This is a genomic window from Streptococcus pseudopneumoniae IS7493, assembly GCF_000221985.1.
GTDB lineage: Bacteria > Bacillota > Bacilli > Lactobacillales > Streptococcaceae > Streptococcus > Streptococcus pseudopneumoniae.
The window spans coordinates 1,866,494-1,879,045 of sequence record NC_015875.1; the positions used below are offsets into that span (position 1 = coordinate 1,866,494).

Annotated in this window: 14 protein-coding genes and 4 pseudogenes; 9 read left to right on the top strand and 9 right to left on the bottom strand. The window is 37.9% G+C overall.

The annotated features are described in order from the left end of the window. Positions 1–56 precede the first annotated feature (56 nt). The 6 genes and pseudogenes from SPPN_RS09715 to SPPN_RS09740 form a co-directional block, all read right to left on the bottom strand. The gene (locus SPPN_RS09715) at positions 57–1,313 is read right to left on the bottom strand and encodes a competence/damage-inducible protein A (protein WP_000642693.1); all 1,257 of its coding nucleotides are present in this window, start codon (positions 1,311–1,313) and stop codon (positions 57–59) included. 83 nt (positions 1,314–1,396) lie between these two features. Beyond that, positions 1,397–2,413: a glycopolymer--peptidoglycan transferase LytR gene (gene lytR, locus SPPN_RS09720; protein WP_000239276.1), complete on the bottom strand. Its 1,017-nt coding sequence runs from the start codon at positions 2,411–2,413 to the stop codon at positions 1,397–1,399. 7 nt (positions 2,414–2,420) lie between these two features. After that, the gene (locus SPPN_RS09725) at positions 2,421–2,939 is read right to left on the bottom strand and encodes a GNAT family N-acetyltransferase (protein WP_000455532.1); all 519 of its coding nucleotides are present in this window, start codon (positions 2,937–2,939) and stop codon (positions 2,421–2,423) included. Then, positions 2,929–3,372, bottom strand: a complete 444-nt coding sequence (gene tsaE / locus SPPN_RS09730) for a tRNA (adenosine(37)-N6)-threonylcarbamoyltransferase complex ATPase subunit type 1 TsaE (protein ID WP_000288231.1) — start codon at positions 3,370–3,372, stop codon at positions 2,929–2,931. The genes SPPN_RS09725 and tsaE overlap by 11 nt, the downstream gene beginning before the upstream one ends. Before the next feature lie 189 nt (positions 3,373–3,561). Next, positions 3,562–4,182: a hypothetical protein gene (locus SPPN_RS09735; protein WP_000855698.1), complete on the bottom strand. Its 621-nt coding sequence runs from the start codon at positions 4,180–4,182 to the stop codon at positions 3,562–3,564. A gap of 1,037 nt (positions 4,183–5,219) precedes the next feature. Then, positions 5,220–5,447: pseudogene (locus SPPN_RS09740) on the bottom strand (hypothetical protein); the annotation flags it as partial. 13 nt (positions 5,448–5,460) lie between these two features. Between SPPN_RS09740 and SPPN_RS12400 the strand changes: the two are divergent. Both SPPN_RS12400 and tnpA read left to right on the top strand, forming a co-directional pair. Then, a complete protein-coding gene (locus SPPN_RS12400) occupies positions 5,461–5,637 on the top strand; it encodes an LPXTG cell wall anchor domain-containing protein (RefSeq protein WP_080673665.1) in 177 nt (58 codons plus the stop codon). 333 nt (positions 5,638–5,970) lie between these two features. After that, positions 5,971–6,444: an IS200/IS605 family transposase gene (tnpA, locus tag SPPN_RS09745; protein ID WP_001140801.1), complete on the top strand. Its 474-nt coding sequence runs from the start codon at positions 5,971–5,973 to the stop codon at positions 6,442–6,444. Positions 6,445–6,563: 119 nt separating this feature from the next. On the opposite strand, the pseudogene SPPN_RS09750 reads toward tnpA, so the two are convergent. Continuing rightward, positions 6,564–6,722 (bottom strand): annotated as a pseudogene (locus SPPN_RS09750) (transposase); the annotation flags it as partial. Between the two features lie 12 nt (positions 6,723–6,734). Between SPPN_RS09750 and SPPN_RS12405 the strand changes: the two are divergent. Then, positions 6,735–7,029, top strand: a pseudogene (locus tag SPPN_RS12405) (IS630 transposase-related protein); the annotation flags it as partial. 2 nt (positions 7,030–7,031) lie between these two features. Here SPPN_RS12405 and SPPN_RS09755 read toward each other — a convergent pair. Further along, a pseudogene (locus tag SPPN_RS09755) lies at positions 7,032–7,445 on the bottom strand (helix-turn-helix domain-containing protein); the annotation flags it as partial. Between the two features lie 207 nt (positions 7,446–7,652). On the opposite strand from SPPN_RS09755, the gene SPPN_RS09760 reads away from it, so the two are divergent. The 6 genes from SPPN_RS09760 to SPPN_RS09785 are packed head-to-tail and all read left to right on the top strand — an operon-like array spanning position 7,653 to position 10,073. Further along, positions 7,653–7,847 carry a helix-turn-helix transcriptional regulator gene (locus tag SPPN_RS09760; RefSeq protein WP_001082471.1) on the top strand — a complete coding sequence of 65 codons (195 nt, stop codon included), beginning with the start codon at positions 7,653–7,655 and terminating at the stop codon, positions 7,845–7,847. A 15-nt stretch (positions 7,848–7,862) separates the two neighbouring features. Further along, positions 7,863–8,405, top strand: a complete 543-nt coding sequence (locus tag SPPN_RS09765; protein ID WP_000712339.1) for a DUF3278 domain-containing protein — start codon at positions 7,863–7,865, stop codon at positions 8,403–8,405. Between the two features lie 10 nt (positions 8,406–8,415). After that, on the top strand, positions 8,416–8,658 hold the full coding sequence (locus SPPN_RS09770) for a hypothetical protein (protein WP_000711738.1): 243 nt from the start codon (positions 8,416–8,418) through the stop codon (positions 8,656–8,658). Between the two features lie 10 nt (positions 8,659–8,668). Next, entirely contained in the window at positions 8,669–8,995 is a 327-nt protein-coding gene (locus tag SPPN_RS09775; RefSeq protein ID WP_000839383.1) for a hypothetical protein, read from the top strand. A gap of 26 nt (positions 8,996–9,021) precedes the next feature. Next, positions 9,022–9,600: a DUF3278 domain-containing protein gene (locus SPPN_RS09780; RefSeq protein WP_001030849.1), complete on the top strand. Its 579-nt coding sequence runs from the start codon at positions 9,022–9,024 to the stop codon at positions 9,598–9,600. Beyond that, positions 9,597–10,073: a glutathione peroxidase gene (locus SPPN_RS09785; RefSeq protein ID WP_000203037.1), complete on the top strand. Its 477-nt coding sequence runs from the start codon at positions 9,597–9,599 to the stop codon at positions 10,071–10,073. Before SPPN_RS09780 ends, SPPN_RS09785 begins: the two co-directional genes overlap by 4 nt. A 221-nt stretch (positions 10,074–10,294) precedes the next feature. On the opposite strand, the gene SPPN_RS09790 is transcribed toward SPPN_RS09785, so the two are convergent. Continuing rightward, on the bottom strand, positions 10,295–12,508 hold the full coding sequence (locus SPPN_RS09790; RefSeq protein WP_000688722.1) for a glycoside hydrolase family 31 protein: 2,214 nt from the start codon (positions 12,506–12,508) through the stop codon (positions 10,295–10,297). Between the last annotated feature and the right edge of the window lie 44 nt (positions 12,509–12,552).

Below are 12,552 nucleotides of genomic sequence, written 5' to 3' on the forward strand. Positions count from 1 at the left end.
ATTCTATTCTCCTACATTCTAATGGTCCTCAGACCTATCTACTATTATATCAAAAGTTAGTCACTTAATAAAGCCTTGCGAACTAGGTTAAAGGCATGCATAACCGCAATGTGACGTACATCTGCTCGACTTCTGCCTCCAATATTCACCTTGATAACCTCAGTTCCTTGCTCCTGTGCCAATCCTATGTAAACTGTCCCAGCTGGGTGCCCTTCTAGGCTATCTGGTCCTGCCACTCCAGTCAAACTAAGGCCAAAATCAGACTGGGTCTTGTTTCGTGCCTGCTCAGCCATCTTCTGAGCTGTAAATTCAGACACCACACCGTGCTTTTCCAAATCCTTGACAGGAATATCCAACATGTTTGATTTTTCCTCCAAGCTATAGGTCACAAAACCACCCTTAAATATACTGGAAGCACCAGAAAAATCCGCTACGGTAGCTTGGAAAAGACCTGCCGTCAAGCTCTCTGCAGCCGTGATGGTTTTCTCTTGTTTTTTCAGTTCTTCTACCACAATGCTGGCTAAACTAGTTTCTTCCCCATAACCATAACAAAGGTCTCGTAAAGAAAGATCTTCAAAGGTCTGGCGATCCAAGATTTGATTTTCCAAAATATCCAGCACTTGATTCGCCTCTTCTTGACTGCTAGCCTTTGTTGACAGACGCAAGGTTACCTCTCCTGTCTTGGCATAAGGTGCCAAGGTCGGATCGGTTTGATTGTCAATCAAATCAGCCAAAATGGTCACCAACTGACTTTCGCCAATTCCAAAAAAACGAAGAACTCGGGAATACAGCTTACTCCCTGTCATTAACTTGGGTAGAAGTTGGTTTAAGACCATGGGTTTTAATTCACTTGGTGGACCTGGAAGGACAACGTAGGTCACTCCATTGGCTTCCAAAATGCCTCCCACAGCCAGTCCTGTTTCGTTTGGTAGTGGAATCGCCCCTTCTACAATTTGAGCTTGTCTTTCGTTATTCGGTGTTCGGGCATAGTCTGGTCTCTGGGCAAAAAAGATATCCAACTTCTCCTGAGCCTGAGGATTGAAGACTAATTCTTTCCCTAAAAATTTAGCTAGAGTTTGTTTGGTCAAATCATCCTCAGTTGGTCCCAAACCGCCTGTCAAAATCACCAGACTGCTACGTTGACTGGCAATCTCAAGTAAAGACAAGAGACGAGCTTCATTGTCTCCTACAGCCGTCTGAAAATATACGTCTACCCCAATTTCTGCTAGTTTTTCCGACAAAAACTGAGCATTGGTATTGACAATCTGTCCTGTCAAAATCTCTGTTCCAACAGCAATGATTTCTGCTTTCATGTTTCCTCCTACCTATCTATTCGTATTTTTTTGAAAAAATCGCAGGAATTTTCCTACGATTGATTTTTTATTTGTATCAAAAGTTAATTATCTTCATCACCAACAGGGGCTCTGCCAAATAAATCTTCAAATAAAACCGCATTAGTTTCAAGCTGAGTGACTTCTTCTTGTCCCAAAGAACGTCGGAGTAAATTTTGCATTTCCAACATATGGGCTCTCGAAACAATCTGGTAAGAAACACCTTGAAGCATCTCTCCTTCACCCTGCAACTGCTGAGTTTCAATGGTTTTAAATGAATCTTTATACCCTAGCAAGTTAGGGATACTTTTTGCAGACAAATCAATATTGGTCTGCATATTGTCACTCAAAGCTTTTAGAATCTCTTGATAATGACCAACGCTATTTAAACTGAGAGCTTTTTCCATGACTTTTTGAATAACTTCACGTTGACGTTTTTGACGACCATAATCCCCCTCAGGATCTTGGTAACGCATTCGTGCATAGACTAGGGCTTCTTCTCCCCCAATATGTTGCTCCCCAACACCAATAGAAATGGTATTAAATTCTTCTTGGTCACTGATAGAAATTGGGAAACCTAGGGTATTATTGACTGTAATACCACCTACTGCATCCACTAGTTTTTGTAACCCTTTCATATTGACCATCACATAGCGATCAATATGGATATTCATCATTTTTTGAATGGTTTCTATAGCAAGCTCTGCTCCACCATCTGCATATGCTGAATTCAGTTTCGCTTCATGAACCTGACCATTCCCTGATTCAATGCGGGTCAGAATATCCCGCTCTAAACTCATCATCGTTGTTTTTTTCGTTTTAGGATTCACTGTCATCAAGATCATGCTATCACTTCTACCGACCCAAGTTTCAGTTCGTTCAGCATTTCCGGTGTCAACCCCCATTAACAGAATGGTCAAAGGTTCAGTCGCTTCAATAACCTTGGTTTCTTCGCCGATTTTTTTATAGGTTTTAGCTAAGGTTTCTGTCCCTTGTTGATAAATAGTATAAGCAAAAATACCTGCTCCTACTACAGTTACAGAAAGTAAAGCTAGCACCATTCCAATAATTTTTTTAACCATATTTCTACTAATCTATCAGTTTACCCATCAAGTAAACATCGATAAATTTCCCTTCTTCTATATATGCTCCACGCTCTTGGCGACCTTCAATTACAAAGCCATGCTTTTGATACAGATGAACTGCTGCTTGATTACGAGTTTGGACAGTCAGCTGGAGACGACGCAGAATGCCACTTGCTTGTGCCCACTCTATCGCTTCTTCTAGCAACAAACTTCCCAATCCATTATTCCAATATCTTTTGCCAATCACAATGAAGAGATCTCCAATATGATGGACTCTCTTGCGCTGGTCAGCTGTAATATTTACAATACCAGCAATTTTATCATTTAAGAATGCAAGTAAGGTTATCTGATTGTCCGAACTAGCTTGCTTGTTGAGGAATACTTCAATCTCCTCACTGGTCAAGAGAATACCATCTCCGTCTAAGCTGGTAAAATCTGTCTCCAAACTTACACGATTTAAAAAGGCCACTAATTCAGCTGCATCTTTAGGCTCTGCTTCCCTAATGAGCAATTCATACTCCATGTTGAAGCTCCTCTAAGAGTTTTTCTGCACGCAAACCCTTTGCCTGAAAATTTAAACGACGTCCATCTGCTTCTTTTAGAATTTCCAATTCTAAATAAGTATCTGGCAAGGCATCTCCTAAGAGATTTCCCCACTCGATGACAGTCACTCCGCCACCAAAGAGAAACTCATCCAAGTCGATAGAATCCGCATCTCCTTCAATACGATAAACATCTAAATGGAAAAGCGGAAGACGCCCCTCATACTCTCTTACGATAGTATAGGTTGGACTTTTAATCATTTGAGAAATCTGTAAACCTTTAGCAAGTCCTTTAGTAAAGGTCGTTTTACCTGCACCCAGTTCTCCAGTTAAGATTAAAACATCATTCTTTGCTAATAGATGACCCAAACGCTCCCCTAAGGCTTGTAGCTCTTCTTCATTTTTTGTGTACATACTCTTATTATACCAAAAACTTTTCTTTTGTGTCTATTTTCCTGCTAAACTTATACTCAATGAAAATCAAAGAGCAAACTAGGAAGCTAGCCGCAGGCTGTACTTGAGTACGGCAAGGCGACGCTGACGTAGTTTGAAGAGATTTTCGAAGAGTATTACCATCATAACATCCATAAAAACAAGCTTTCTCTAAAAGAAAATGAGCGTAGCAATGACCAATACAAGATCTCGGAAAATATGACCATAAAAGGAAACTTCCTTCTTGACCGAATTTGGGACAAGATAGGCTGCAAAAAACAAACCCAGTCCAATATACATCAGAAGAGAGACAATGGTCATTGGATTTCTTAAAAAGAGAAGTGTTGCTAAAATAGTCACCAACACTGTCTTTTTTCTGTCTAGCATAGCAAGAAAATCGCGCATGTATTTTTTCAAGGGTAAAAAAATCAGCAAATCTAGCCCAAATAGAAAGAAAAAGGATGGCAATAAAAAGTCAACTAATTCTTGCTGCAGCGTATTTTTAATGAACAAGTTATCTGACAAGACAAGGACAGCTCCTAATAAATTAATTAAGAGTAACATACTGTAAAAAAGCTTCACTGACTTCTTACTGGCTAGGACACTATGGACTTCTTGCTTACGGGTATAAAGATAATTTACTCCAGCACAGATTCCTGAAACGAAGACCATACTTCCGATGAAAAAAGCTGTACTTTGTTTAAAGGACAAGATGCATTCCTTCCATAGAAAACAGCTACTCAAACTGATTTGAATTAAAGCTAACAAAAATAAGATTCTCATTGTTTTCATCTTTTCTCTCCCTTCCTACCAATCATTATACTAGGAGAAAAGAGAGAACTGTTTTCAATCTTCTCAAATGTCTCTTTTAGACGCTAAACAAACATGAGAGACTACTACTCAATGAAAATCAAAGAGCAAACTAGGAAGCTAGCCGCAGGTTGCTCAAAACACTGTTTTGAGGTTGCAGATAGAGCTGACGTGGTTTGAAAAGATTTTCGAAGAGTATAAAGTCGCAACAACTGTGTCAATTGCACCAATTTAGTAAGAAAGTATAAAAAAAGAACACCCCGAAAGGTGCTCTGTATAAGTATAGTAATTCTTTCGAATTAACGTTTACTAAATTGTGATGCTTTACGAGCTTTCTTAAGACCTGGTTGGGGCACCACTTATTTCATCTAATTTCAAAGTGCTTTAAAATCAACGTTTTCATGGAGTCTCTAAAAATAAAATTTCAACTAATTTCAATCAATTTCATCAAAATAAGGTAAATTTTCATTAAAAATAAGCTAAAATCGAACCAGAATATCAAAAGTTTACCTTATTTAGTTTTACAGAAGTGAAATAGGGATTCACTACACGTCAATATACGGTAGAAACCTTGATTTAAAGCGATTCTTGAAATTTCAAATTTCACTACATTGCAATAAAAATCAGCCGAATCACTACCTTTTTTTGAAATAAGAATATTGATTCGGACAATTAAAAGTAAGAGGAACTCAAATGTAAATTGGAGTTCCTTTTTTGTATATTTTTCAAATAACGCCTCTACACTATTTGTAGCAAATTCACCACTACAGTTTTATCTTAGTTAAAATAAGTTAGAATATGTAAGTGAGTATCAGATATACCAAGACATCGTCACCATCTAAGGTATATTCAAAATACAAAAGTTGACCAACTAGATTTCTGAATATCCTTATATATCCATTCTCAAAATTGGTTTAAATAGCGTAGTCTTTTAAACTAGTTTTGAGAATCCAAAAAATCTTCCTACATATGTAAGAAGATTTTTTAGTTCAGAATGATTAGATTTAGCTAATGGATACCTATCCTACCCACTCACCGTTAGCATTGACTCGATAGCCATCGGGTGTAGTGGTGTTTACTAATAAATCTCCTGAATTATAGGTATAGTACCATTTACCAGAAACTGTAAACCAACCTGTCTTCATAGCTCCAGCAGTATCAAGATAATACCATGATCCTTTGTCTTTAACCCAACCAGTAGCCATTGAACCTGATTCGTTTAAGTAATACCATAAGCCTTTATCTTTAGCAGCGGCAGCCTTGAATGTATCAGATATAGTAGCAGGAACTCAGCCTACATCGTATCAAACGAGAGCAATGTTGCCTAATACTGGTATACGATCAGATAATACTACAGCTGCTCTAGGACTTCTATCAATCTTTGGAGCAGTAGGTTTACTCTTTTCTAAAAAGAAAAAAGATGATGAAGAAGCTTAAGTAAATGATTCTATTTGATTCTCAATCGCTTTTACATACACAATTTTTTATCAATTAAAAAGAACTAGGGTAATCTACACATTAGCTGGATATACTTACCCTACAGTGGATAGTAAAAAAGGGGCTCTTGGTCAACTGTAGAGTGTTGAAGTCAGCTAAGATCTAGAAAGGACAAATTTTGTCCTTTCTTTTTTTATGGCTTCAAGCCAGTTTTTCTCGTAGAGAAAAACAAGAAAACCACCAGCTATGCTGGTGGCTGACAAGGCTTCTAGCTTCCATTTATTTTTCCAAGTATAATCTAATTGTTCAGGTTAGATAAAGGAGGAAAAATAAATGGCTAAAACCAGTTACAGTTTATCACATACTAAATGGATGTGCAAATATCATATAGTTTTTACACCTAAGTATCGCCGTAAGGCGATATATTACAAAGTCAGGTCGGATTTGATAGATATTATTAAACATCTATGCGGTTGTCGTGGCGTGGAGATTATCGAAGGTCATATGATGCCAGACCATGTACACCTGCTTGTATTGATACCTCCCAAACTTTCGATTTCCGATTTTATGGGGTATCTCAAGAGCAAAAGTGCATTGATGATATTTGATAAGCACGCTAATTTAAAATATAAGTATGGAAATCGAAAGTTCTGGGCTAGGGGATACTATGTAAGTACCGTTGGACTAAACGAAAAGACCGTAGCTAAATATATTCGCGAGCAGGAAAAGAATGACATTGCACTCGATAAGCTGAGTGTAAAAGAATATGAAGATCCGTTTTCTGATGGCGGATTTAGAACAAGGTAAAAGCCCGTTGTGACGGGCATTAGTCAAGTAATATAGCACGACCTGAACGAAGTTCAGCGAGCGTCTTTAGACGCCGCTGGAGAGAAACGGCTTATAGCCGGTGTACAAGCCACCCGTTTTCACGGGTGGTTATGACTGATGTTCAGAGCGATGAAAATCCGTTTTTTGAAGTTTTCAAAGTTCCGAAAACCAAAGACATTGCGTTTGATGAGTTTAATGAGATTATTCGTTGCTTCCAATTTAGCGTTGGAGTAGAGTAGTTGAAGGGCGTTGATTTGTCTTTCAGAAAGATTGAGTTCGACACAGGCTCGTTTCTTTGTTTTCTTTCCTTTAGTACAGATTTTAAACAGCGAGCATTAGATTACATCAAAGAGGGGGCACAGCCATGTCGAGGCAGCCAAGGTTTTTGATGTTGGCGTCAGAACTCTCTTCACGTGGGAAAAGAACTTACGTGAACAAGGACACTTAGAGAGGAAAAAGCGAGTCGTCAAAAACCGAAAGATTCCTTTAGAGGAATTGAAATCCTTTGTAGAGGCTTATCCAGATGCTTTTTTACGGGAAATTGCGGCACATTTTAATTGTGCTACATAATGCCCATTCTCCAAGCGAAGATTTATAGCTTCAGGCCGCTGTTCGATGGATTGACCAGCAGGTTTAAAGTTGGTGCTAGCCTGTTTCTTATCAAGCGAAAATTTTTGGTTATGATAGTGGAGAATCTTTTCCTTTAGTTCCTTGGTCAAGCTTGATTTCTTGACCGAGCGCTTGCGATTGTTTTCATAAGACTGTTGAGCATAGTCGGCAGAATAAACCTCTTTGAAGCACCCTTTTCCAAGACATTGTCGGACTGTCCCACGCTTGATTTCAGTGTGGATAGTTTGAGGAACTTTTCCAAGCAGAAAGGCAATTTCTCTATTTGATTTCCCTTCCTTTTTCCATCGTTCGATTAAGCGACGGTTATCGATTGTCAAATGTTTGGCTTTTGTAGTATAATGGTTTTGCATCTCTGTGCCTTTCTTGTGTTTGTGGTTGAACAACAAGTATAACTCAGAGGTGTTTTCTTATGCCTAGAAGAGCTTTCATTTTAATGTGATAATCGGACAAGGAGACTACTATTTCTTCAAAAAATATGTCAAAAATACTTGACACTTTATATTTAAAAGAATATAATATAGTCAAATATATACGACATAAATCAGAAAGGAGACCAGATGAATCGTGTGAAAGAATTTCGCAAGGAACTGGGCATTTCCCAGCTAGAACTAGCCAAGGATATCGGTGTCTCGAGACAGACCATCAATATGATTGAAAACGACAAGTACAATCCAACCTTGGAACTCTGTCTCAATCTCGCCCGCAGCCTCCAAACTGACCTCAACAGTCTCTTTTGGGAGGATAATTTTTAAAAAAGGAGCAAACTTATGAAAAAAGAAACCTTCACGGAAAAACTGATCAAACGCATTTATGGCATTTCAGGACCACTTGATGAACACAAACGACGTGAGGCTGATCGTATCGGCAATCAAGTCTTTATCATCCTCTTTTATCTGATGACATTTGGAAATCTCATCCCCTTTGTCCTCGCTTATAAATACCCACAAATTGTCGCTATCGGCTATCCTCTTGTGGTATTCGGCATTTCGATGATTTCTGCTCTCTATGTGCTCTCCCAAACCAAAAAAACAGGGATTACAGCTATTGATCCAGATATGCTGAGCGAGAAAGAAAGCAAGCAACTACACTACCCTGGTCTGAAAGCAGGTCTACTCTATGGATTAATGAGTTTTTTTACAACCCCTCTTCTCCATATACTGCTAGGTGAGAGTCAGGACTATCTTCAGTCACTTCTTGCTTTTAAAAATATTTTTTCTAGTATTCTCCAGTCTTTCTTCTTCGGAGTGATTATACAAATTATCATCTCCCGTCGCATTGCAAAAACTAAGAAAGATCAAGATGAGGATTAGGAGGAAACTCATGAAAAAAGAAAAGAAACAGTTACGTTATCCTGGTCTGAAAGCAGGTTCGATTTATGGAACAGTGATATTTTTTATAATTCCACTCATTGATACCCTAACAAGTGAAAATCCAAATTTTATCAGTTCTCTTCTAAATACAAAACATATTTTTAAAACTATACTGGGAGCTTTCTTTTTCGGAGTGATGATACATATTGTCGACTCACTTCGCATTGCAAAAGCTAAAAAAGACCAGGATTAAGAGGTGACTTATGAAATCACTAGTAACTTTACTTACCTATCATCTTTTGTTCAGTTCTCTGCTCATCTTCATCATCATTTCAGGGGACTTACCAATCAGAGAGATATTCCTCCTTCTAGTCTTTATTCCAGCCCTCAACAAAGGACTGACTTATCTAAAGATTGACTCCCCAAAAACGCGCATACTCAACTTAGCACTATGCTTTATGATTCTATCTTTGCCACAACTGATGCTCGTCTCAGGCAATTGGAAATATTATTTACTGCTGACTATCGCTAGCATTTCTTCTATCACTTATCTTTATTATCTCTATCAATTCGTAAAAGAAAATCAGTAAAACTGCTCATTTAGGAGGTTATTAGCATGAACAAAGAAGACTTCACCACTCGCCTACTTCGAAATTTCTTTCATATCCAAGGGCCTTTTGATGAATGCCGTCAAGAGGTTATCTACAAGGCTTGCGCCCGTTCCATGATCCAAATCTTTTACTCTTCCTTCATTCTCTTCCTATTCTATATTTTGTTCGGAAGCTTTATCGAAATTGTTCGAAATGTTATACCCTACATCTATTTTGGACTCATTTTTTTCATTACCTTAAAAACTCAGAGAGCCGTCAAAGAACTCCAGCTGGAAAAAGATGACAAGTCAGAAATCATCCTCAAAACCTACAGCAAAGCCCAAATCAAATTCCGAAGTTGGATTGTGTTTATCGGTATTCAGATTGGCCTCTTTACCCTACTCATCTTTCATAAAGTATTCGTTCAGCAGATGTCCCTTTCAGATTTTGCGAAGTTGCTCATGCAATTCGATAAAAGTGTTCCTTTCCTGATGTATGGCCTGATTATCGGTAGTATTTTCGGAACCCTGACCTACGGATTTCTATCACTACAAGAGGAGAAAACTCCTAAAAATACCAAACAGAAGGAGAAAAGCAATCAATGACTTCACTATACGATTTTTCAGTCTTAAACCAAGACCATCAAGAAACCCCACTAGATGCCTATCGTGGAGAAGTTCTCTTGGTTGTCAACACTGCTACTGGATGTGGTTTAACGCCCCAGTACCAAGGACTTCAAGAACTCTATGATCGCTATCAAGAACAAGGTTTTGAGATTTTAGACTTCCCTTGCAATCAGTTTATGGGACAAGCACCAGGTAGCGCAGAGGAAATCAACGCCTTCTGTAGCCTACACTATCAAACCACTTTCCCACGTTTTGCCAAGATCAAGGTCAACGGTAAGGAGGCAGATCCCCTCTATGTTTGGTTGAAAGAACAAAAATCTGGCCCACTAGGAAAACGAATCGAATGGAATTTCTCTAAATTTCTCATCGGTCGTGATGGGCAGGTCTTTGAGCGCTTCTCTTCAAAAACAGACCCAAAACAAATTGAAGAGGCGATACAAAAATTACTATAATTCACAATCTCACTATGATTAGGTTTCTTTTAGCCTGATGAATAGTGAGATTTTTTGATTGGCTTTGACTTAAATAGAAAAACACCCCATGATATGAAACATGAAGTGTTGTAAAGTCTATGTTGTAGCTACTTATTTCACATTTTCAATGTGACCAATGATAACAAATACCATACCGAAGCTTCATATACACTAAACAAATAACTTTCTAATTATCTCAATTAGTTTTCGCTAGTAAATATTATTTCCAACAAACGCCCTCTCAATTCCTTATCCTGATGATGCAAGATATTCATTAAGTCATGAGAATTTTTGGCATTGATGAATTGATTTAACACTCTATCTTTTAATTCATATGGAAGAGAAGCCATTTTTAGTAGTCTAAAAACTTCATCATTTAGGGATGTCCTTTTATGATCTTTCCATTCAAATCTAGCTGTATCATTCTTATTTGGCAATTCAATTATAGGCACATTCGTTCCTTTAAAATGAATTCTATGCCTTCTATTACTTGGAACGATACTAGAATCTCCTTGTAATGTTAACTCTACCATCCCCATTTCCCAATCGATTGATAATCTTGTTTTATATCTTTGACCATTTTGATCTTCAAGCATTTCAAAAGAATGTTGTTTGCCTGGGAATACATACCAATCTACAACTTCAGGTAAATCAACACCCATATCTATCTCAGAACCAACCAAGGGAATGATTGCACCACTTTTTGCGAACACAGGTATCGTCGAAATGTCTCTATAAACACTCAACTTCACACCACCTGTATATTTTTTCTCTGAAAAGAAGTCATACCATTCACCTTCAGGGAACCATACATCTACTTTTGCAGATTGGAATGCCAAATCCATCTTTTCTACAATGGGAGCCACCATCAGTTCTGTTCCAAAAAAGTATTGATTTGGAACATTATAACTCTCATCATTCTCTGGGTAGAAATAATACATTGGGCTGATTAATGAGGCACCTTCCTCATGTGTCTTTACATTCATGGTATATAGATATGGAATCATCTGATGTCTCAAACGAAGGTATTTCTTCATAATCTTAGATGTTGTTTCTGAAAAAAACCAAGGTTCTTTACTATTGAAGGGACTTCTAGAACTATGTAATCGAGTGATCGGACTAAAAACACCAAACTGTAGCCATCTAGTTTGTAGCTCCCCGTCATAATCCCCCAGCATGTGCCCACCGATATCATGGCTCCACCAACTATAACCGATATTTGATGCTGTCGCTGTAAAATAAGGTTGAAATCTTAAGGAATTCCAACTAATAATAGTGTCCCCTGAAAAACCAACAGGGTAGCGGTAACTACCAGGACCTGCATACCTTGATAAAATCAAACCACCTTCTGCATTTTTACAACTATCCTGATAATGATAATGGTTTAAAAGCCATAGTGGATCCAATATGCCTTGAGTCCCTTGTTGCCAGTCAATCCACCAAAAATCTACTCCCTGCTTTTCTAGCTCATAATGAACATCTTTAAAGTAGGATTCCCTAAAAGATGGATTAAAAAAATCAAAAATAGCAGGTTCTTCTAGTTCTACATTTAACCCCAATCGTTTGGCGACTCGAGGATAAGCTTCTTCATAAGCCCGTATACCATCAGCAGGATGGACATTTAAGGAGAGTTTTAACTTTCTATCATGAAGTTGTTGCAATAACTGTTCTGGATTTGGTATTAAGTTTCTATTCCAACTATATCCTGTCCAGCCACTTCCAAAACGAGCTGGAATGTCAGTTATATGCCAATCCATATCTAACACACCGATAGATAATGGAATTTTCTCTGTTTCAAATCTATCTATTAAATCCAAGTATTCATCCGACGTATAAGGCCAATACCTACTCCACCAATTCCCTAAAGCATATCTTGGCAACAAAGGTGTTGAACCAGTCAAATGGTAAAAGTCTCTGATTGCTCCTCTATAATCATGCCCATAGGCAAAGAAATACAGGTCAATTTGATTTTCTCTCTCAATATAACCAGACTGTTCATCCCAAATAAATCCTTGAGAATCATCCAATAAGGCTATACCATTTCGGCTAATAATTCCATCTTCTAACGAGATTGCTCCATCTGCCTCATCCAGAGTCCGAGCTGTTCCTTTTAACGTTTCAATAGATTCACCAAAATACCATCGACTACCATATACGGCAAAATTTCCTTTTAATTCTATAAATAAATTTTCGGCGTTAAATTCTCCTTTATTAAAGTGCAGATGAAAATAGTCCGTCATAATATCTAGTACGTTTGATGTCTCGATATAATCTAACGAAACTTGGCCAAAATCTCTATTATAGATAAGTTGTGTCGTTCTATCCTCAAAACTTCCAGTTTGAGAGTATTCTAGCCTTACTAGCTTGTCTGTTAATACAGAGATTCGATAAAACTCTCCCTTAAAAATTTTCACTTTGTTTTCCTCCTTTTATGATAGCATAAAAACAGAACGCACCA